Below are 21,158 nucleotides of genomic sequence, written 5' to 3'. Positions count from 1 at the left end.
GTTCGCCATCAGCCCTCGCCTCCGACCTTGGGCGGCATGCAGCCCTCAGGCGGCGTGTTGCCCTCGTACGGGGTGTCCCGCAGCAGTTCCGGGGTGATCAGGCCGCACAGGTAGCTGTCGGTCCAGCGGCCGTTGCCCAGCGCGTTGTTGGCCAGCCGGAAGTACGGCCCGACGGTGGCCAGCGCCTTGTCCAGGCTCTGCTGGTTGGCCTTGAGGATGTCGGTGACCCGGTCCAGCGACTGCAGCATCGGCCGGATGCGGTTCTTCTCGGCGTCCTCGACCAGCCCGATGATCTGGCGGGACAGCTCCCGGGTGGCCACCAGCAGCCGGTGGATGGCCTCGCGCCGCAGCCGCAGCTCCTCCAGCAGCAGGTTGCCGTCCTTCAGCAACGCCTCGAACTGCGCGTTCTGGTTGGCCAGGGTGCCGGTGAGCCGGTCGGAGCCCTGCAGCAGCCGGGCCAGCCGGTCGTCGCGGGAGGAGATCGTCTTCGACAGCGCGGTCATCCCGTCGAGCGCCTTGCGCACGTCGGCCGGGGTGTCCTTGAAGGTGTCGGAGATCACCCGCAGGCTCTCGGCGACCTTCTCGGTGTCCAACTGCCCGGCCGTGCGGCCCAGCTCCTGGAACGCCTCGGTGACGTCGTAGGGGGCGCGGGTCCGCTCCAGCGGGATGGTCTTGCGGGGGTCCTGGGGGGCGCCGCCGAGCGGGGTGATCGCCAGGTACTTGTCGCCGAGCAGGGTCTGGATGGAGATCGCCGCCAGGCTCTGGTCGCCGATCCACACGTCCTTGACCCGGAAGCTGACCTTGACCTTGCCGCGGTCGAGTTCGACCCCGGTGACCTTGCCGACCTTCACTCCGGCGACGCGGACCTCGCTGCTGGTGTTCAGTCCGGCGGCCTCGGAGAAGTGGGCGGTGTAGGTGGTGCCGCCGCCGATCACCGGCAGGTCGTCGGCGCGGTAGGCCACCAGGCCCAGGATCAGCAGCAGCACCAGCCCGATCACCGCGATCGGAACCGGGTTGCGTTCGGTGATCGGCTTCATCACTTGCACCTCGGGTGGTCGACCAGCGGGAGCCCGGTGGGCGGCGGGCCGGACGGGGTGGGCGCCAGCAGGCCGGTGTCGTCGGTGTTCCACTCCGCGCCCGTCACCTTGGCCTCGCACAGGTAGAAGTTGAGCCACGAGCCGTAGGAGGCGACCCGCCCGATCGTCTGCAGCTTCACCGGCAGGCGCTGCAGGAAGGTCTCCACGGTGGCCTCGTGGTCGAGGAGGTTCCGCGACAGCCGGTCCAGTTGCCGGATGTCCTGGGCGATCGGGTGGCGGGAGTCGCGCAGCAGGCCGGCGGTGGTGTCGGCCAGGTCGCCGAGCGCGGTGATGGCCTCGCCGAACGCCTTCCGGTCGGCCGCGAAGCCGTGCACCAGCCGCCGCAGCGTGGTGATCAGCTGGACGAACTGGCCCTCACGGTCGTTGATCGTCTCGATCACCGTGGTGAGGTTGTCGATGACCTGCCCGATGACCTGGTCCTTGTTGGCCAGCGTGGTGGTCAGCGAGCCGACCGTGGCGATCAGCGACTCCACGGTGGCGCCTTCGCCCTGGAAGACCGCGATCAGTTCGCCGGCCAGCTTGTTGACCTCGTTGGGCGACAGCGCCTGGAACAGCGGCTGGAACCCGTTGAACAGCACGGTCAGGTCCAGCGCGGGGGTGGTGCGCTGTTCGGGGATGGTGTCGCCGGGCCTCATGAAGGCGGTGGTCCCGCTGGCTTGCCCCTCACCGCGGCCCAGTTCGATGAACCGCTGCCCGACCATGTTCAGGTACTTGATCGTGGCGGTGGTGGTGGCCGGCAGCTTGCGGTCGCGTTCGACGCTGAAGGTGACCTCGGCGAGCCTGCGGTCCACCACCCGGATCTTCTCGACCTGGCCGACCCGCACGCCCGCGATCCGGACGCTGTCGCCGACGATCAGGCCGGTGGTGTCGGTGAACCGCGCCTTGTAGGAGACGGTGTTCCCGACGCCGGTGTTGGCGATGCTGACCGCCAGCACGGCGGTGGCCACCACGGTCACCACGATGAACACGATCGACTTGGTCAGCGGGCCGGCGATGCTTCGGCGTCTCACTTCAGCCGCACCTCCGTTCCGCGGTAGACGGGGCCGACCAGCACGCTGCTCCAGTCGGGGAGCTCGTCGTGGGGCTTGCCGACCTGCGGGGCCAGCAGTTCATTGAGGATCTGGTTCTCCTCCGGGGAGTTGGGGGGGCCGAGCCGCTGCCGGTCGACGCCGGCGGGGTCGGCGGCGGAGGCCGAGGTGAGCTGGTTCCCGGCGGGGACGGTGCCGACGCCGTCGTAGGGGACCGAGTAGCAGCGCGGTCCACCGGAGGCGTTGTAGACGGGACGGTCCCGTCCGGGCAGGTAGCGGCCGCGGGAGGGGGCGACCTTGACGGTGACCGACAGGCCGGGCCTGTCGGTGCCCTTGCCCAGGGCCCGGTCCATGGCGGGCACGAAGTCCCGCAGCATCCGCAGCGTGCAGGGGAACGCCGGCGAGTAGCGGGCCAGCAGCTCCAGCGTCGGCCGGCTGTGGTCCGACAGCAGGATCAGGTGGTCCCGGTGGGCGATCAGCCAGTCCCGCAGGTAGCGGGAGGTGGAGGTGACCGTCCCGTACAGCTCGCTCAGCTCGGCGCGCTGGTCGACCAGGGTGCGGCTGGTGATCGCGAAGTCCTCCAGCGCGTCGAGGATGTCGGGGGCGGCCTCGGCGTAGGCGTGTCCGACCCGCACCAGCTCCTTCAGGTCGCGGTTCATCTGCGGGAGGTGGGGGTTGAACTTCTTCAGGTGCGCGTCCAGCGTCACCAGTGTCTCGCCGAGCTCCTCGCCCCGTCCCTCCAGCGCGTCGGCCAGGGCGGTGAGGGTGGCCGCCAGCCGTTCCGGCTTGACCGCGGTCAGCAGCGGCAGCACGTTCTCCAGGACCTGTTCCAGCTCGATGGCGTTCTGGCTGCGGTCCTGGGTGATCACGGCGCCGGGCCGCAGCGGCTCGGGAGAGGGCTGGGCCGGCGGGATCAGCGCCACGTACCGCTGGCCGAACAGCGTGGTCGGCAGCATCTGGGCGGTGACGTTGGCGGGGACGTGCCGGAGCATCCCGGGTTTGAACGCCAGCGTCAGCCGCGCCCCGTCGCCGGTGGATTCGATCTCGCGGACCTGGCCGACCACCACGCCGCGCAGCTTGACGTCGGCGTTGCGGTGCATCTCGTTGCCGGTCGCCCCGGTGCGCAGGGTGACCAGGTCCGCCGGGGAGAACTTCTTGTTGTAGATCGCCACCGACAGCCACAGCAGCAGCGCCAGCACCAGCAGGAACACCAGTCCCAGCAGCCTGCGGCCGACGGTGGTCATGGTCGTGCTCCGCGCCATCAGCCCGCCACCTTCACGGTCGTGGTCGCGCCCCAGATCGCCAGGCTCAGGAAGAAGTCGGTCACGCTGATCAGCACGATCGCGGTGCGGACCGCGCGGCCGACCGCCACGCCCACCCCGGCCGGTCCGCCGACCGCCCGGTAGCCGTAGTAGCAGTGCGCCAGGATCACCATCACGCTGAACACCAGCACCTTGCCGAACGACCAGACCACGTCCACCGGCGAGAGGAACAGCCCGAAGTAGTGGTCGTAGGTGCCGGCCGACTGCCCGTTGTAGACGGTGGTGACGAACCGGGAGGCGAAGTAGGACGACAGCAGCCCCATCCCGTACAGCGGGATGATCGCCACGAAGCCCGCCACGATGCGGGTGGTGACCAGGTAGGGGATGCTGGAGACGCCCATGCCCTCCAGCGCGTCGACCTCTTCGTTGATCCGCATCGCGCCGAGCTGGGCGGTGAACCCGGCGCCGACGGTGGCGCTGAGCGCCAGCCCGGCCACAAGCGGGGCGATCTCCCGGGTGTTGAAGTAGGCCGACACGAACCCGGTGAAGGCGCTGGTGCCGATCTGGTTGAGCGCCGCGTACCCCTGCAGGCCCACCACGGTGCCGGTGAACAGGGTCATCGCCACCATCACGCCGATGGTGCCGCCGATGATGCCGAGCGCGCCGCTGCCGAAGCTGACCTCGGCCAGCAGCCGGCGGATCTCGCGGGTGTAGCGCAGCACCGCCCGGGGGGTCCAGGCCAGTGCCCGCAGATAGAACAGGAGCTGGTCGCCCAGCGTGTCCAACCAGCTCAGCCGGCGGTCGAGCTGCCGGCCGAGCCTGCCGTTGATGACGGTCATCGGCCCCTCAGCTTCCCTTGGGCGGCACGACCTGCAGGTAGATGGCCGTGAGCACCAGGTTGACGAAGAACAGCAGCAGGAACGCGATCACCACCGACTGGTTGACCGCGTCCCCGACCCCCTTGGGACCGCCGCGCGGGTTCAGCCCTCGGTGAGCGGCCACCACCCCGGCGATGAAGCCGAAGATCAGCGCCTTGATCTCGCTGATGTACAGGTCGGGGAGCTGGGCCAGGGCCGAGAAGCTGGCCAGGTAGGCGCCCGGCGTGCCGTCCTGCATGATCACGTTGAAGAAGTAGCCGCCGGCCACGCCGACCACCGAGACCAGCCCGTTGAGCAGCACGGCGACGCCCATGCAGGCCAGCACCCGGGGGACGATGAGCCGCTGGATGGGCGAGACGCCCATCACGGTCATCGCGTCGATCTCCTCGCGGATCTTGCGGGAGCCGATGTCGGCGCAGATCGCCGAGCCGCCCGCCCCGGAGATCAGCAGCGCCACGATCAGCGGGCTGGCCTGCTGGATGACCGCCAGCACGCTGGCGGCGCCGGTGAAGGACTGGGCGCCGAGCTGCTGGGTGAGCGAGCCGACCTGCAGGGCGATGACCGCGCCGAAGGGGATGGACACCAGCGCGGTCGGCAGGATGGTGACGCTGGCGATGAACCAGAACTGCTCGATCAGCTCGCGGACCTGGAACGGCCGCTTGAACATGCCGGAGAGCACGGCCCCGGCCAGCGCGAACAGCTTGCCGGTCTCGCGCAGCGCCCCGGTGCCGGGGACGGCGGGGGCGGGGGCGGTCATCGCGGCCCCCCGGCGGCCGGTCCGGCCGGTCCCCCGGGCGGCTGCATCCCCTGCGGCGGGAGGGGACCGCCCGGCGGCGGGACGATCTGCGGCTGCTGCGCCCCCTGCGGCGGCGCCGCGGCCTGCCCGGCCTGGCCCGCCGGCGCTCCGGCCGGGAGGCCGGCGTCGTACTTCAGGCTCTCCAGGACCGCCTGCTGGGCCTGCGGCGGCAGGGTGTGCAGCATCGACAGGACCCGTTCGCGGCGGCGGGCCACGGCCTTGCGCGGCGGCATGCCGGGGCTGGGCCGCAGCTGCCGGGGGATCCTGAACGGCTCATCGTCCTCGTCCCCGGGGAGCGGGGAGGCGGCCTCGGCGGCCAGGGTGGCCGCGTCCTTCTCCTCCGACATCCCGATCGGCCCGCGCCGCCGTCCGCGCAAAAACTGCGCCACCACCGGCTCCTCGCTGGTCAGCAGCATCTCGCGAGGGCCGAACATCACCAGGTTGCGGCGGAACAACATGCCCATGTTGTCCGGCACCTTGGAGGCGATGTCGATGTTGTGGGTGACGATCAGCATGGTCGCGTCGATCTGCGCGTTCAGATCGATGAGCAGTTGCGACAGGTAGGCGGTGCGGACCGGGTCCAGCCCGGAGTCCGGCTCGTCGCACAGGATGATCTCCGGGTCGAGCACCAGCGCCCGGGCCAGGCCGGCCCGTTTGCGCATACCGCCGGAGATCTCGCCGGGCAGCTTGTCCTCGGCCCCGGCGAGGCCGACCATCTCCATCTTCTCCAGCACGATCCGGCGGATCTCGTGCTCTTTCTTCTTGGTGTGCTCCCGGAGCGGGAACGCCACGTTCTCGAAGAGGTTGAGCGAGCCGAACAACGCGCCGTCTTGGAACATGACCCCGAACATCTTGCGGATCTCGTTGATCCGCCGTTCGGGGCTGTTGACCATGTCGACGCCATTGATCAGCACCCGGCCGCGTTCCGGCTTGATCAGCCCGATCAGTGACTTGAGGAATACGGTCTTGCCGGTGCCCGAGGGGCCCAGCATCACGCTGACCTCGCCGGCCGGCAGGGTGAGCGTGACATCCTGCCAGATCTGCTGCTGGCCGAAGGACTTGGACAGCCCTTCGACGACCACTTCGACGCCCATCTCACCCGCTTGCGATTCGCTGCCGCGCCGCGCCTGATGGCCCCCGAATATGTAGTGCGGCGACGCGCACCCTATGATCACTACTGGCGGGTACGCTACTTGCGCGACGGCCGCGGCTCAAGCAGATGGACTAACCAAAATAGCAGGCCGGATTTTATTGTCATCGAGTGATAAGCGGCTCTGCGGCGTTGTTCTCGGGTGCGCAGATCCAGGTCGCGGAACGGTCACGATCAGGTCGTCGACAGGTCGCGACCGCCCGCGCCCACACGGCCTTTCCCCCGCCGGGCGACCGGCGCGCTTCCATCGGGCTTGACCGAACCAGTTACCGAATGCTACGAATTGTTCACTCAGCATCACCGCCCCCGCGCATCACTGAGCCTTCGGGCAGGGCTTCGGAGCCCGGTGAAACGCTTCGGAGCCGGCGCGCCTTGACGGCACATGAGGAGGGCGAGCCTGCGGCCGTCGACGAGCACCACGACCTGAAAGATCAAGCCCTGCCGGTCAAGTCAGAGAAACTCATCCGTCCCGTCCTGGAGGACCTGTGATGGCCCCTGACTTCTCATCGACCCGCTGGCGGAAGAGCAGCCACAGCTCGATGGACGAGAACTCCACATGCGTCGAGGCCGCGGCGGTGAGCGCCGTCATCGCCGTACGGGACGGCAAGGATCCGAACGGCCCCTGCCTGACCTTCGCTCCCGAGGACTGGCGCTCCCTCCTCGCCCGCATCAAGCACAGCGCCCTCGACATCTGACCCACCCCCTATGCCCTGGTCCGCCGGACACGCCGTGAACTCATGAAACGGCGCCTGGGGGCCGCCGTGAACGCCGGCATCCGGCGGGGGCGTGCTCGGCGACCCGGCCGGAGGGGTGAAAGGCGTGAGGCGGGACCGGCAGAAGCGGTCCCGCCTCAAGCGGCCGGAGTCGGACGGGAAGGTGATCAGGAAGAGGGAACGGTGGGGGTGCCGAGCTTGAGGGTGATGGTGTTGCCGCCGCCCGGGACGATCAGGTTGATCAGCGGGGTGGCCAGCAGGCAGTGCTCGAACTTGGGGATGGAGTAGGTGCCGGTGAGGGTGCCGCCGGTGAGGACGTTCCAATCATCACCGGACGTCACCGTGATCGTCACCGGCTCCTTGGTCTTGCACTTGTCGCCCACCGGCGTCGGGATGCCGGCCACCTTGAGGTTGCTGAGCTTCAACGTGACCTTCGAGGTGGAGGTCACCTTGCCGGTGGCCTGATCGATCTTGCCGACCGTCTTGCCCTCGGGGATGAACGTCGTGGTGACGCTGACCGGGATGACCCCGAACTGCTTGAACTCCCCGTGCGCCGGCGGCAGCTCCAGGTCGGCGGTCAGATCAGCGGTGGTCAGGTCCAGCTCCGACTTCAGCACGCCGGGCCCCAGCGACATGGTCGAGTTGACCGAGGCCAGGTGGGTCGTGCCGGTCACCGGATAGTCCACCCGCAGGGTGGCCGCATGCGCGGTCCCCGACATGGCGACGACCCCGGCGGTGGCCGCCAGCCCGACGGCCGCCGCGGCCGCCGTCCTGCGCATCCACGATGAGCCGGTCTGGTGGGGCATCGGTTCCTCCTTGGAAATCCGCCAAGCGGAATTCAGCGGACAGCGGCGAATATCCGCACCCGGCAAGCCCCCGAACCGGGTCCGCCGAACGTCCTCCGCAATTACCCCGGAAACTACCCCCGCCCACACGGCGAGGACAAGACACACCGCCCGCACATCTGACCGCCGGCCCAGAAATCCCGATTATTTATCACCAGAGAATGATCTCGGCACCCCCAATTGTCGCCCGTTGAGTCCATGACGGGACCACACCCTGCTCCACCTGGGAACCCTTCCACCACCGCCGGTGAACGGCCCCGGCACACTCCGAGGGACCGGCGCAGTGAAGGCTCCAGACGCACCGAATCCCGGCGCGCCCGGGAGCCCTCGCGAGAGCCCTCCGGGCGCACCGGACAGAACGGTCACCCAGCGGCGACTACGGCTTGGTTATCTTGATCCGCTTGTCCGGAACGAAGGTGCCGTACAGTTTGAGCTCATCGCCGTTCGCGTGCGGAATACCGCACTCTTTTTTCCAGCCGAACTGGAGCGGCAGCGCATTTTTTCCTGCCAAAACTTCTGGATTAAGCTCGAATCTGCCAGTCACGTTGTCGTAGCTCAATCCAATTGACAACGTGGTCAGCAGATCGAACGAGCAGGTGTCGCTGATAGACACCCCTTCCGAGAAGACATTGCCCAGCCTACTACGAACCCATCGTCCGTCAGGCGACAAGGTGAGCAGATCAATGGAGCCAGCCCTGATGTCGATGCTGAACGGCGTGCTCAGCTCACCTTCACCCGTGCATCCTGACCCAGTGAAGTTCACACCTTGGAAAAAGTTGGCACCACTAGCAGCAAATTCTCTCATACTTGCGCGCATTACGGCAGACGCGCAAGTGATAGAGGTCTTGTCACCGACCAGCCGCAGACCGTCCACCGCCGTGGCGGTGAACTCCCCGGCCGGCTCCGCCTTCCAGCCGAACCGCTGCATCGGACACGGCATCTGCGCTTCGTCCTGCGGGTATTCAGGGAACCCACTGGTGTTACAAACCGGCCCCTGGACCAGTCGCACGTAGTTGCGCTTCCCCGACACCGATGACGTCAACAGCGGATCCAGGTCCTCCCCGACCCCGCATCCGGTGAACTCAGGGATGTCGATGAATCCCTGCATAACACCCCCACCCTGCACCGTGTAGGAGGGGTTGGTGTCGCTCCGGCCTTCCAGCTTCAGGTCGATCACCCGCGCGGTGCGACAGTTGTCACCCACATCCAGCGGAGTCCCATTGACCTCGACATCCTTCAAGCGGATCATGACCTTGCTGTAGGCGACCGTCTTCTGCGGTCGCGCACCGGGCGCCTGCTCATTGAATGCACCCACTCCCAGGATGTCCACTTCCCCTACGGGGATGATCTCCATGGTGGCCGTGCTCGGCATGAACCCATACGTCAGGAACGAGGCCCGGGAAGTCTGCGGATAGAACTTTCCAATCGAGTATTGGCTAACGTAGTTGATATCTGGGAGGCCGTTGAACACAAAGCGTATCACGAGACGGAGATAAGCCGTCCCGTTCACCGGCGCCGCCCCACCAGGCTTGTTGGCGTTGGAGTAACCATAGAGCAGGGCACACCCGTGATCGCCTCTGTCGTTGAAGAACTCCGTCCAGCCGGGGTGGTTGACCGGGTCAGCACGATCACCGACGTACTCGATGTCCGGGAAGTCCTCGGTCGGTGGGAGGTACTCAGGCTTGGGAGGGCGAAGGTCGATCGGATCCGGGCAGAAGTCACTCAGCTCGTCGGGCTTTTCTGGGAACGGTCCTCCGGATGTGGGCTGTGCCCGTGTCCCGGTCTCAGGCTGCGAGGCGCCGGGCTGTGGCGTCGTCTGCCGCTTCGGCGTCTGCCCCGCACCCTCCACGAAGACCGTCCCCAAAGTGGCGTTCTGCCCCAGAGCCGGAGAACAGGTCAACGACACGGAAGCAGGAGCGGTGGCGGCCCCATCGCTCTTGCGCCCCCGCAGCTCGATCGCCAACTGCCCCGCGGAGAAGACCAGCGGACCACCGGCCTGAGGGGTCACCGTCGGCAACGCACCGGACGCCGTCACCGTCAGATCCTCGCCCTCACGCAACGCCGCCGACGCGATCTCCAAACTCGGCTGATCGACCCTGCCGGTCGGCGAGGGGTCGAGCAGCAGGGTCGGGCTCATGGAGCCGGTCACGGTGGCCGCTCCGGCCTTGGCCAGCTCCGCCAGGGCGCCCGCCGGAATGGTGGCGGTGACGGTCGCCTTGCCCGGCGTGATCGGCTTTCCCGCGGCGGCCGTCTCCGGGAGGCTGGAACGGACCCGCAGAGTGACCACCTGGAGTTCATCGCCCCGAGGGCACTGGTAGCGCAGGCTGACGTCGATGTCCCGCGCGGCGGCCACCGCGCCGGACCCCGACAGCAGTCCCGCCGTCAGCACGAGCCCACCGATCGCAGCAGGCCACGCCCGCCGGCGGGCCGCCCAGTTCACGCTTATTTTCATTTGCGACTACCTGTTCTGAGCCGGCCGGTGACCGTCCGATGCCGTTGTCCGGAAACCCTCACGCATACCGGCGGCAGGCCGCCCGATCCGTTCCCCCGCCGAACCGAGCCGCCTGTTCCACACCGGTATCCCACCGAGGCGCGACGGGACCATGATTCTTACTGGCCGGTACGCTACGTCCGCACCCCCCACCGTGCAAGCAATCCCGAACATCGAACCGCGAACCGATCGACCCGCTATCACCAGTTGACAATCCCGCCTCGGCACCTGCTCAGTCCATGCGTACTCCACGACAGCTCCACCGTCACTCCTGGCGCTCTGCCCCGCACTGCTCCGGCCCCATCCCGCCTAGCCCGGGCTCGACGCTTCTTCCCCCATGCCGGGATTCTGTTGGGCATGAGATCGGCCGGGGAACCGCCTCCGAGTTCAGACGACCGCTGTCGCTGCAACCGAGAAGAACCCGACGTCCCGGTCGCCGTGCTCCGCGCAGGCAGGAGGTGTTGCCCCAAACCAGCCTCGCTGGCACCCTGCATACGGTGACCACCTCTCTGGTCATCCACGCACTTCAGCTCTGTGTGGACGACCGGGTTTGCACGGCGGGGCTCTACCGCCGTGCAAACCCGGTCAGAGACACCAAAGCGGCGTTTTAGATCAGGCGGGGGTAACGACGATGGACGGGGTCATCGTGAGGGTGACGGAGAGACCCGGTCGGTCACCGGAGTTAAAGATGCCCCAGCAGCTGGCGGAAGTGACCATCAGGTTGCCGCCCTCGGGCTCGTTGATCGTAAGCGTGCCGGTGTTGTCGTAGGTGCCGCAGAGTGTGCCGGTCAGCGTGACGTCGCAGAATGGGCCACTGATGGTCGCGTTGACGTTGCGGATCTCAACGTCGATCCCACCGCTAGCGTTGGGGTTGTTCGCGTTGACGGTCTAGGTGCCGATCTGCACTATATTGCAGGCTAGGCCGAGCCACCATTCGCAGCGGTTCCAGTTGCTGCTGGTGATGTTACCGACGTGGTTGGAGTCGCTGCTGAAGACGCCGCCGCTGGCGGTGACCGTCTCGCAGTGCGTTATGGCACTGCGGTTGATCATCTCTGGGTCGGCACCGACGGCCGTGAAGGGATCCTCGGGGCTGACGTTCCAGCCGGCATCGGCGTTGGCCGGAGTTCCAGCCAGACCGATGGCGGCGGCCACAACCGCGCCGACGGCCAGAACACGTCACAAAAATCTACGCATGACACTCCTCTCCGAGAAATCCCTTGAACTTCCGGCTTCCTGGGGAAACGACGATGCACAGGTCGGCCATACTCACTCATCAGCCTCGGGAACGCACATCACCCGGCCCGAGCACCGGCCTCCCCACACGAACTCTCCTGCTTTCCATTCCGGATCGACCCCACCGAGGTCACCTTCACGCTCATGAGCCCGGGCCACCGAAGGACACCAGGCCCATGAGCGTCTCCCGAGACGGCTCCTCCATGAGGAGACGGGGTCGTTCCCTCGATCAGGCGGGAGTGATAGTGAGGTCTGGAGAGACCGTGAAGGTGGCGGAGTAGCCTGGCCGGTCACCGGGGTTCAGGCGGCCCAGGCAGCTGGCGCTGGAGATCACCAGGTTGCCACCCGGGGGCTCGTAGAGCCTGAGCGTACCGGCGTTGTCGTAGGTGCCGCGGACCGAGCCGGTCACCGTGGCGTAGCACAGCGGGCTGCTGATGGTCGCATTGACACTGCGGATCTCGACGTCGACCCAGCCGCTGGAGTTGATGCCGAGCGCATGGATGGTCCAGGTACCCGCCGGCTGCACGCTGAAAACGAAGCCGAATGTCGCGCTGCAGTTGCTCCAGGCGTTGTCAGTGACGGTACCGACCTGGCTATCGGTGCTGCTGGCGACGTGGCCCGAGGCGATGACCATGGCGCACTGCAACATGCCACTGCCGTTGATCAGCCTGGAGTCGGTGCTGATAGCCGCGTAGGAGCCCTCAGGGCTGACGTTCCAGCCGGCATCGGCGTTGGCCGGAGTTCCAGCCAGACCGATGGCGGCGGCCACAACCGCAACGAGGGTCAGAACACGTCGTAGAAACTTGCGCATGGCGCTCCTCTCCGGGAGGTCCCCTGAGTTTCCGGGTTTCCTGGAGAGACGACGGCACGCAGGTCGGTCACCCTCGCTCATCAGCCTCGGGAGCACCCATCACCCGGCCCGAGCATCGGCCTCCCCGTACGAACTCTCTTGCTTTCCTCTCCGGGCCGGCCCCGCTCCGATCACCCTCACACCCATGAGCCCAAGCCACCGGAGGGCACCGGACTCCAGAGCCTCTCCCGGGACGACTTCTCCATAGCCAGATGAGGCTGTGCGGCGGAGGGGTTCCGCCGCACAGCCCCGATCAGTTGGTCAGGCCCGTGCCCTCGGTCAGGCGGGGGTGGCGACGAAGGCCGGGCTGACCGCGAAGGTGGCGGTGAAGCTCGGCCGGTCACCGGGGTTCAGGACGCCGAGGCAGCTGGCGCTGGTGACCACCAGGTCGCCGCCCGCAGGCTCGTTGATCGTGAGCGTGCCGGCGTTGTCGTAGGTGCCGTGGGCCTTGCCGGTCACCGTGGCCGTGCACAGCGGACCGCTGATGTTCGCGGTGATGTTGCCGATCTCGCCGTCGATCCCGCCGCTGGAGTTGGGGTTGTTCGCGTTGATGGTCCAGACACCGACCTGCTGCACACCGAAGGTGAGGCCGAACGGTCCGGTGCAGTTTTCCCAAGTGCTGCTGGTGATGTTGCCGACGTGGTTGGAGTCGCTGCTGAAGACCTGGCCCTTGGCGGTGACCTTGGCGCACTGCAGTGTGGCGCTGCCGTTGGTCAGCTTGGAGTCGGTGCTGACGGCCGTGAAGTCACCCTCGGGGGTGATGATCCAGCCGGCGTCGGCGCTGGCCGGGGCGGCGGCCAGGGCGACGGCGGCAGCGGCGGTCGCGCCGGTGACCAGGGCGTTTCTCACGAGCTTGCGCATTGTGACATTCCCTTTCAAAGGATGCTCGGGGTTGGAGCGGAGGTGGACAGTTCGTGGTTCGAGCGCGGAGAGCGGAGGTCGTGCCGGACCGGCTCTCCGCCTCGACCGTTGGAGCGGAATCCGGGGGTGTTCTGCGTTCTTCCTTCGGCGGCCTTTCCTCCCGCGACACTCCCACTGACCTGGTCCGCCGCCGGCCGGCAGAGTGTTTCGGCGGACATCGGCGAGGCGGATCGCATGGTTTTCACCACACGATCGGAGTGTTCGCGGGACATCACTAGTCGGTGTGCGATAGCCTTTTCCTGGGCCATCGCGGCTTACGCTCGAGTAGGTTAGATCGCCACTAGAGGCCCGACAAGACCCGTATGACCGAATTTCCCGAATTCGTGCAGAATTTGTCATCGGTCGCGCATTACACGTCCCGATCTTGTCTGCGGCTCAGCAAATTTTCGTGATCTTCGCCCGTCCGGATGCCGGATCGGATACAGGGCGCCCGCATCCCCTTCGTCTCATCCGTCACACCTTTCACTGCCGCCGATCTTCCGGTCCCCCGCCCGCCGTCCGGCGACGACGGTCATCTGTTTTCTGCGTCGCCTGAGCGATCCGCCGCGCAATCGCGCGGAAACTGCTGCGATCGGCGTCTTGACAACAGCGCTGTCATGTGAAAGCCGTGCCCGTTCCGCTTTGCGGATCGGCCCGCGCCGGCGGATGGACGGCCCCGGCATGTCCCCGCTCCCCGTACCCGCGGTCTCGCCGGCTCCGGCGCGGCGCCGGGTCGCCGCGTTCACCGGGCCGCCCCGCAGGGGCGGCCGTCACGGCGAACGCCGCGACGGGAACCCGCCGCGGCGGCGCATCGATCAGATGAGCGCCCCACCACCCCGTGAAGATCCGCGAGGGCGCATGCAAAGCCCGGTCCCGGCGGCGGCCGTCGCCCCGGTCAGAAGGAGTCGCCGAAGGCGGCGCGCCGGCGCCGTCGCAGCGGACGGGACGGGCCGTCGGCACGGCCCCTCGCCTCCGCTCCGCCGGAACGGTCCCCGCACGTCCGGAGGGATCCGACCGGAGGAGAACGGCCCTGTGGAATTCCGGTTCGCTTGCGAAGACACGCCCCCAGGTCACCCGTCGTCGTGACCCGAGCCCACCAGATTTGTCAGAAGCTGAGCAAAAACCGTCCCAGGTGACCGGTGTTCGCCTCACCGGAGGCGTTCCGTCGTATCACCGCTGAGCCGACCTCGGCGGATGCACCATTCGTGCACGCACATGTCCGCAGCGCAACATTTCCGCACATCGGTGCACTGGGCGACGTCTTAAATTACCTTTAATGTGTCCTGGGTCACCAACTACCACCCCACCCCACCCACCCCACGAGACCCTCCGGCTCGTGATCCTCGGCGACCCCGGTGGAAACGGAGCCGGCCGCAGCGGCCGGCCACCGGGCCGCCTTCCGTGGGATGGCCGTCAGGGCGGGCGCTACGACGAGGAGGCCTCAGCGATGACCTACCGCACCGCGCATCACGGCACGGCGGCGCCGCCTGCGTGTCCGCCGCCCAGGTTGGCGGCCGTGCTGCGCCCCGAGCTGCCCGGTCTGGCCCGGACGATCGAGGCCGAGATCCGCCGCTCGTTCCCCGAGTACGCGGACGTGGACTCCTGCGAGGGCTCCATGGGGCTGCGGGGCGCCGTCCAGGAGATCCTGGAGGCGTTCGTGGACCGGATCGCCAACCCCGGCCGCGCCGACGACGAGCGCGTGCAGAAGATTTGTGAGGAGCTCGGCCGGTACGAGGCCCACCAGGGCCGCAGCCTGGACACCCTGCTGGCCGCCTACCGGGCGGGCACCCAGCTCGCCTGGCGGCGGGTGATGGCGCTGGCGCGGCGGCACCGCTTCTCGGCGGGGGTGATGCTGGTGCTGGCGGACGCGGCGTTCGCCTACATGGACATGCTGTCGGACCGGTCGCGCCGCGGCTACCAGGACGCGATGGCCCGGTTCGAGGGCGAGCTGGAGGAGCGGCGGCGCCGGCTGCTGGGGCTGATCCTGGAGCGTCCGCCCGTGCCGCGCGCCGCGATCGCCGAGCTGGCCGCCGCGGCCCGCTGGAAGGTGCCCGAGGAGGTCACCATGGCGGCCCTGTCGGGGGAGGCGCCGGAGATCCGCTCGGCGCTGGATGAGGACCTGCTGGTGGAGCTGGGCGGGCCCGAGCCGCATCTGCTGATCCCCGGCCCGTTCACCGAGGAGCGGCGGGCGATGCTGGAGCGGGCCACCGCGCAGCATCTGGTCGCGGTGGGGCTGACCGTCCCGCTCGCCGAGGCGGCCGACTCGCTGCGCTGGGCGCGGCAGGCGCTGTCGCTGACCCGCTCCGGGATCATCGCCGACGGGCGGCTGGTGTCGTGCGAGGACCATCTGATGACGCTGTGGCTGCTGGCCGACACGGCGCTCATCGACGAGCTGACCATGGGGCTGATCGAGCAGGCCGGGCTGTCGCAGGGGCATCGGCTGCTGGAGACGCTGGGGATGTGGCTGGAGAGCCGGGGCACCGCCGCCGAGATCGCCGATCGGCTGCACGTCCATCCGCAGACCGTGCGGTATCGGATCCGCCGGATCAAGGAGATCATGGGCGATCGGCTCGAGGATCCCGACACCCGGCTGGCGTTGGAAGTTGCGTTGCGCGCGATGCGGCTACGGGAAGGTCTTTATCAGGCCGGTGAGCAGCGGCCTGCGGTGACGTTCCGCGCGTCCTGACAGGTCGGCAACTGGCGGACCGGAACCTTGCTGACAACCGTCCCAATAGCGGTCCCCCCGGTGACCGGCGAGTAACCGGGGGCCCGTTTATCAGAAAATGAGCAAAAAAGTCTTCTTTACCCTTTCTTTACCATGACCGATCGGGTCATGGTTTAACGTTCGTGTGTCCCGGATCACGTCGGGGTCGGTCCGCATCCGACGTGGTCCGACGCACGACCGCCACGCCGCCGTGGTGCCCGCCCCGGGACGTTCCCCGCCGCCTCCGCCCGAGGAAGGGCCCGCGCCGGGGTGCACACGGAGGTAACAGCCGATGACGGAAGGTCTCAGCCCGGAGACCTTGGAGGAGCCGTTCTCGCTGCCCCCGAACCTGGCCCGGCTGATGCGGCCCGAGCTCCCCAGCCTCACCAACGAGATCATCGCGCAGATCCGCCGTTCCATCCCCGAGTACGCCCGGCCCATCGAAGGCCCCTACGGGCAGACCCTGCGGCTGGGCGTGGAGCGGGCGCTGAGCGCGTTCGTCGACCAGATCTCCGGGGTCACCGACGACCTGGAGCGGCGGGACGAGCTGTGCCGGAGGCTCGGGCAGTTCGAGGCCCTGGAGGGCCGCAGCCTCGACAGCCTCCAGGCCGCCTACCGGATCGGCGCGCAGGTCGCCTGGCGGCGGGTGATGAAGATCGGCAGCCGCTACAACGTGTCCGCGGCGATCATCTCCAAGCTGGCCGACCGGTTGTTCAACTACATCGACGAGCTGTCGTCGCTGTCGCTGGAAGGCTACCTGGAGGCCAAGGCCCGCCCGGCCGGGGCGATGGAGGAGCGCCGCCGCCGGCTGCTGCGACTCATCCTGGCCCGCCCCGCGGTGCCCGAGGCGGCCATCGCCGAGCTGGCGCACTTCGCCGAATGGCCGGTGCCGGAGAAGGTCACCATGGTGGCGATGCCGCCCGGCGCCCAGCCGGCCCGCACCATCCTCGACGAGGACATCCTCTACGACCTGGCCGCCGACGAGCCGCACCTGCTGATCCCCGGCCCGCTGGACGACAGCCGCCGGGCGATGCTGGAGGCGGCGCTGCCGCAGACCCGCCTGGCGGTGGGGCTGACCGTGGACCCGGCCCAGGCCGCCGACTCGCTGCGCTGGGCGCGGCAGGCCCTGGAGCTGGCCGTCACCGGCGTCATCGAGGGCGGACGCATCGTCTACTGCCACGACCACCTGCTGACGCTGTGGCTGCTGGCCGACCCGGCGCTGACCGAGCAGCTCGCCCGGCGCCGGCTGGGCCCCATGCAGGCGCTCACCGTCAATCAGCGGGAACGGCTCACCGAGACGCTGCGGACCTGGCTGACCACCCGCGGCACCGCCGCGCAGATCGCCGAACGCCTGCACATCCACCCGCAAACGGTGCGCTATCGGATCCGCAAACTGGAACAGATCCTCGGCGACCAGTTGAACGACCCCGATGCGCGTTTCGCCATCGAAGTGGTGCTGCGCGCGCAGTGGCTGCGGGAACAGGCTCGGGCGGCCCGGGAGGAAGCCTCACGGAATGTGTGATCGCTGATAAATGCGCCGCACCCGCGGGGCGGCGCATGCGCGGCCTCCGATAACAATTACCGACGGGGTTGCCCCGTCGCATCCGTTCATGTTCGATCGCTGGTTGACGGACCGGCCGAGTTCCCGACGAAGTCGGTAAGGCGGTGATGACGTGGCGAATCGATCGGCGGGAACCCCGATCATGCTGGGGCTCGGCGTTGCGGTGATCCTTGGGACGAACGCGGCGCTCCCGGCGGCGGCGTTCGCCGACGACCCTTCGGCCTCGCCCAGCGAGACCAGCGCCGAGCCGACCTCCGAGCCCTCGCCTCCGGAGGAGCCGACCCCCACCGACCCGGAGCCCACCACTCCTCCGCCCGACCCGGACCCGGACCCGACCACTCCGTCGCCCGACCCCACCGACCCCGACCCCGATCCGGAGCCCACCACGCCGGATCCGGACCCGACCAGCCCCGGGCCCGACCCGACCAGCCCGGACCCCTCCCCCACCACGCCCGGCCCCAGCCCGACCACCCCGGGCACCACGCCGCCGCCGACGGGCACCGACCCCACCGACCCGGGCGCCCCGCCCCCCGGCTCCACGGTCGCGATCAAGCTGTCGCTGTCCGGCACCGTCGCCTCCCCCGGCGGCACGCTCACCGCCACCACCCACATCCGCGCCGGCAAGACCGCCGCCCGCGACGTGCGGCTGACCCTGTCGGGCAGCGGGTTCACCGTCAAGCAGTGCACCCTCTGGGTCCCGTGCAAGCTCGGCACGGTCACCTCCAAGGGCCGGTCGGTGCCGGTCACCGTGCACGTGCCGGCCGACGCCCGCCCCGGCAGCCAGATCACCGTCTACGCCACCGTCACCGCGGCGCAGAGCAAGCCGCAGACCGCCTCGGTGGCGTTCGGCGTGGTCGACGCCACGGCGCTGCCGACCTCGCTGCCGCCGGCGCTGCCCGACGAGGCCCTGCCCGCCGCCGCGGCGAACCTCCCCCAGGTGGCGCTGCCCCCGGTGGCGTCCCCGCAGCTCGCCCCCACCCTCATGGTCGTCAGCCCGGTCGCCGCGCTGCGCCACGGATCCGGCGACGGCGGTGAGCGCACGGTCCTGCTGCGCATCGCCGCCGTGCAGGCCGGCTGGCTGGCCGCCCTGCTGACCTCGACCTCCCTGGTGCTCCTCACGCTGCGGCTGTCCCCGTACCGGCGGACCGGCACGGTGGTCCTCGGGCGCGCCCTGCGGGTGGACCGCGACGTCCGCGCCCGGCTGAACGGCAAGCGGCCCACCGCCGCCCGGCTGCGCACCCTGCCGCCGCTGCCCGCCCAGCCGGCCGGGTCGCGCCCGCGGTTCCGGCTGGCGTGGCTGCCGCCCCGCCCGAACCCGCAGGTCCGCCACGGCGCCGTCGGGACCTGACCCCGACGCACCGCGCAGAGCGGTCCCCGCCCCGGGACCGCGCCGCGGTCGCCTCCAGACCCCGGAGGCCGGCGCGCCCGTCCACGCGCCGGCCTCCGGCCTCCACCTCCTCGCCCCGGTCCCGGCCGGCTCCCCGCCGCCCCGCGCAGCGGAGCCGTCCCCTTCGAAGCCTCTCCCCGGCCCGCCGGAGGCCCCCTCGCAGGCCCCGTCGACGGCCTCTTCCTTCCCGCAGGACCATCGAGACCCTGTCGCAGGCTCCTCGAAGGCCCTCCCGCGTCCTTCGAGGGCCTTCTCCGCAGGCCCGCAGGCCCCCCGCGAAGTCCCCTCGCGCAGGCCCGTGAAAGGCCCCCGTCGCAGACCCGCCGAAGCCCCTCCCGCAGACCGTCGAAGGTCCCCTCGCCGGGCTCTCGAAGGGGCGCCGACCCCTCGTGAGCAGGCCGAAGAGGCCGTCGCGACGGGGGCGGCCCGCATCCCCCCGCCTCCGGCGCGCCGCCGACGATGTGACTCGAGCAACATACAAGCAGGCTTGCTTGCTTGTAAGTGCGGGCCTACGGTCGAGGTGTGACCGTCAACGGAAGCAGGCGACAACGCAGCTCGACCGGCAGCCGCACCCAGCAGGAGCGGCGGTCGGCCACCCAGGCCCGGCTCCTGGAGGCCACCGCCGAGGCGCTGGCCGACCTCGGCTGGGCGGGCCTGTCCACCACCGAGGTGTCCCGGCGCGCCGGCGTCTCCCGGGGCGCCCAGCAGCACCACTACCCGACCAAGATGGCGCTGGTGGCCGCCGCGCTGGAGCACCTGCTCGACCGGCTCCGCCAGGAGTACGAGCAGGCCTACGCCGCGCTCCCGGACGACCGGCGCAACGTGGCGGGCGCATTGGACCTGTTCTGGGAGATGCTGCGGGAGCCCCCCGCCCGGGCGCTGCTGGAGCTGGCGCTGGCCGGACGCACCGACGAGTCCCTCCGCGAGCTCAGCGCCGACCTCAATGAGCGCGTCGTGGCGATCATCAAAGAGGTCTTCCACGAGCTGTTCCCCGAGAGCCTGCCGCCGGAGACGGTCGACATCGCCATTCGGGCGCTGTTCGCCCTGCTGGTCGGACTCTCCCTGCAGAACGCGCTCGACAACGACGTCAACGGGCATCAGGCGGCCGTGCTGGCCCAGGTCAAGGCCATCGCCAACATGCTCATTCCCGACGACAAGGGAGCATCGTCATGACCGCACCCTCCACCCCCGCCCCGACCAAGGACCGCTCGTCGTACTTCGGCGTCATCAACCGGCTGAGCAAGGCCTCGGTGGACAAGCACTGGGAGGCCTACGCCGACATCCCCTGGGACGACCCCGACTACCAGATCGACCCCGACGACCCGCGCTGGACGCTGTCGCCCTTCCTCGACCCGCTGGCCCGCACCGACTGGTACGCCTCGCAGCCCGAGCACATCCAGGCGCGGATCGGGCTGTGGCGGACGGCCACCGCCATGAAGGTCGGCCTGCAGTTCGAGAACCTGCTCAAGCGGGGTCTGCTCAACTACGCCTACTGGCTGCCCAACGGCCGCCCCGAGTTCCGCTACGTCCTGCACGAGACGACCGAGGAATGTCATCACGCGATGATGTTCCAGGAGTTCGTCAACCGGACCAAGATGCCGATCCGGGGCATGCCGCGCGCGCTCACCGTGATCGCCCAGAGCGCCCCGTGGATCCCGCTGATCAGCACCGAGCTGTTCTTCGTCTTCGTGCTCGGCGGCGAGGACCCGATCGACTACGTGCAGCGCAGGACCCTCAAGGAGGGGTACGCCAAGCACCCGCTGCAGAAGAAGATCATGCAGATCCACATCGCGGAGGAGGCCCGGCACATCTCCTTCGCCCGGCACTTCCTGCGCCACCGCGTGCCCCGGCTCAGCCCGCTGCGCCGCGGCTTCCTGAGCGTCATGACCCCGATCGTGCTCGGGGCGATGGCCCGCATCATGCTGTGCCCGCCGGGCCCGATGGTGCGCTACTTCAACATCCCCCCGGAGGTCGTCAAGGAGGCCTACCGGCACCCCGACTTCCGCGCCGAGCTGCGCAACTGCATCGCCAAGACCCGGGAGCTGGCCCACGAGCTCGGCCTGATCAACCCGGTCAGCAAGCGGGTGTGGCAGGCGCTGGGCATCTGGGACGCCCCCGCCGGGCGCACCGCCGCCCGCCGCGCCGCCCAGGCCGCCTGACCCCTCGGTCCGGCCGGGAGCGCTTCGAAGCCCTCCGGCGCCGGCGCGTCCCCCCGGCGCCGCTCCCGGCCCTCAGGCCGCGCCCGCCCCGCCGGCACACCGCC

General features: G+C 69.2%; 17 protein-coding genes. 6 read left to right on the top strand and 11 right to left on the bottom strand.

The features are described from left to right. Positions 1–8 precede the first annotated feature (8 nt). The 6 genes from EIO00_RS19565 to EIO00_RS19540 are packed head-to-tail and all read right to left on the bottom strand — an operon-like array spanning position 9 to position 6,155. Entirely contained in the window at positions 9–1,037 is a 1,029-nt protein-coding gene (locus tag EIO00_RS19565; RefSeq protein ID WP_140181074.1) for an MCE family protein, read from the bottom strand. Next, on the bottom strand, positions 1,037–2,107 hold the full coding sequence (locus EIO00_RS19560; RefSeq protein WP_140181072.1) for an MCE family protein: 1,071 nt from the start codon (positions 2,105–2,107) through the stop codon (positions 1,037–1,039). The genes EIO00_RS19565 and EIO00_RS19560 overlap by 1 nt, the downstream gene beginning before the upstream one ends. Beyond that, on the bottom strand, positions 2,104–3,387 hold the full coding sequence (locus EIO00_RS19555) for an MCE family protein (RefSeq protein ID WP_140181070.1): 1,284 nt from the start codon (positions 3,385–3,387) through the stop codon (positions 2,104–2,106). Before EIO00_RS19555 ends, EIO00_RS19560 begins: the two co-directional genes overlap by 4 nt. Continuing rightward, complete coding sequence (locus EIO00_RS19550; protein WP_140181068.1) at positions 3,387–4,226, bottom strand: MlaE family ABC transporter permease; 840 nt, start codon at positions 4,224–4,226, stop codon at positions 3,387–3,389. The genes EIO00_RS19555 and EIO00_RS19550 overlap by 1 nt, the downstream gene beginning before the upstream one ends. Positions 4,227–4,233: 7 nt before the next feature. Continuing rightward, positions 4,234–5,022 (bottom strand): MlaE family ABC transporter permease, encoded by a 789-nt coding sequence (locus EIO00_RS19545; RefSeq protein ID WP_140181066.1) that lies wholly within the window; start codon positions 5,020–5,022, stop codon positions 4,234–4,236. Next, positions 5,019–6,155, bottom strand: coding sequence for an ABC transporter ATP-binding protein (locus tag EIO00_RS19540; RefSeq protein WP_140181064.1), 1,137 nt, complete (start codon positions 6,153–6,155; stop codon positions 5,019–5,021). Before EIO00_RS19540 ends, EIO00_RS19545 begins: the two co-directional genes overlap by 4 nt. Positions 6,156–6,699: 544 nt before the next feature. Between EIO00_RS19540 and EIO00_RS19535 the strand changes: the two genes are divergently transcribed. Next, a complete protein-coding gene (locus tag EIO00_RS19535; protein WP_140181062.1) occupies positions 6,700–6,906 on the top strand; it encodes a DUF397 domain-containing protein in 207 nt (68 codons plus the stop codon). 185 nt (positions 6,907–7,091) lie between these two features. Here the strand turns inward: EIO00_RS19535 and EIO00_RS19530 are convergent, their stop codons facing one another. The 5 genes from EIO00_RS19530 to EIO00_RS19510 form a co-directional block, all read right to left on the bottom strand. Beyond that, the gene (locus EIO00_RS19530; RefSeq protein WP_206664196.1) at positions 7,092–7,730 is read right to left on the bottom strand and encodes a hypothetical protein; all 639 of its coding nucleotides are present in this window, start codon (positions 7,728–7,730) and stop codon (positions 7,092–7,094) included. Between the two features lie 415 nt (positions 7,731–8,145). Further along, on the bottom strand, positions 8,146–10,209 hold the full coding sequence (locus tag EIO00_RS19525) for a DUF6801 domain-containing protein (protein WP_140181060.1): 2,064 nt from the start codon (positions 10,207–10,209) through the stop codon (positions 8,146–8,148). A 939-nt stretch (positions 10,210–11,148) separates the two neighbouring features. Beyond that, a complete protein-coding gene (locus EIO00_RS19520; RefSeq protein WP_140181058.1) occupies positions 11,149–11,412 on the bottom strand; it encodes a hypothetical protein in 264 nt (87 codons plus the stop codon). A 310-nt stretch (positions 11,413–11,722) separates the two neighbouring features. After that, positions 11,723–12,304 carry a hypothetical protein gene (locus tag EIO00_RS19515; RefSeq protein ID WP_140181056.1) on the bottom strand — a complete coding sequence of 194 codons (582 nt, stop codon included), beginning with the start codon at positions 12,302–12,304 and terminating at the stop codon, positions 11,723–11,725. Positions 12,305–12,622: 318 nt separating this feature from the next. After that, entirely contained in the window at positions 12,623–13,204 is a 582-nt protein-coding gene (locus tag EIO00_RS19510) for a hypothetical protein (protein WP_140181054.1), read from the bottom strand. 1,486 nt (positions 13,205–14,690) lie between these two features. Here EIO00_RS19510 and EIO00_RS19505 point away from each other — a divergent pair. From EIO00_RS19505 to EIO00_RS19485, 5 genes are all read left to right on the top strand, one after another. After that, positions 14,691–15,929 carry a PucR family transcriptional regulator gene (locus tag EIO00_RS19505; protein ID WP_140181052.1) on the top strand — a complete coding sequence of 413 codons (1,239 nt, stop codon included), beginning with the start codon at positions 14,691–14,693 and terminating at the stop codon, positions 15,927–15,929. 310 nt (positions 15,930–16,239) lie between these two features. After that, a complete protein-coding gene (locus EIO00_RS25690) occupies positions 16,240–17,469 on the top strand; it encodes a PucR-like N-terminal domain-containing protein (protein WP_140181050.1) in 1,230 nt (409 codons plus the stop codon). 151 nt (positions 17,470–17,620) lie between these two features. After that, positions 17,621–18,856: a COG1361 family protein gene (locus EIO00_RS19495; RefSeq protein ID WP_140181048.1), complete on the top strand. Its 1,236-nt coding sequence runs from the start codon at positions 17,621–17,623 to the stop codon at positions 18,854–18,856. A gap of 561 nt (positions 18,857–19,417) precedes the next feature. Then, positions 19,418–20,068, top strand: coding sequence for a TetR/AcrR family transcriptional regulator (locus EIO00_RS19490; protein WP_241661472.1), 651 nt, complete (start codon positions 19,418–19,420; stop codon positions 20,066–20,068). After that, the gene (locus EIO00_RS19485; protein ID WP_140181046.1) at positions 20,065–21,054 is read left to right on the top strand and encodes an AurF N-oxygenase family protein; all 990 of its coding nucleotides are present in this window, start codon (positions 20,065–20,067) and stop codon (positions 21,052–21,054) included. Before EIO00_RS19490 ends, EIO00_RS19485 begins: the two co-directional genes overlap by 4 nt. Positions 21,055–21,158: the final 104 nt, after the last annotated feature.

It is taken from the genome of Thermomonospora catenispora, from assembly GCF_006363815.1.
Lineage (GTDB): Bacteria > Actinomycetota > Actinomycetes > Streptosporangiales > Streptosporangiaceae > Thermomonospora > Thermomonospora catenispora.
This window is presented reverse-complemented; position numbering and strand designations above follow the sequence as displayed.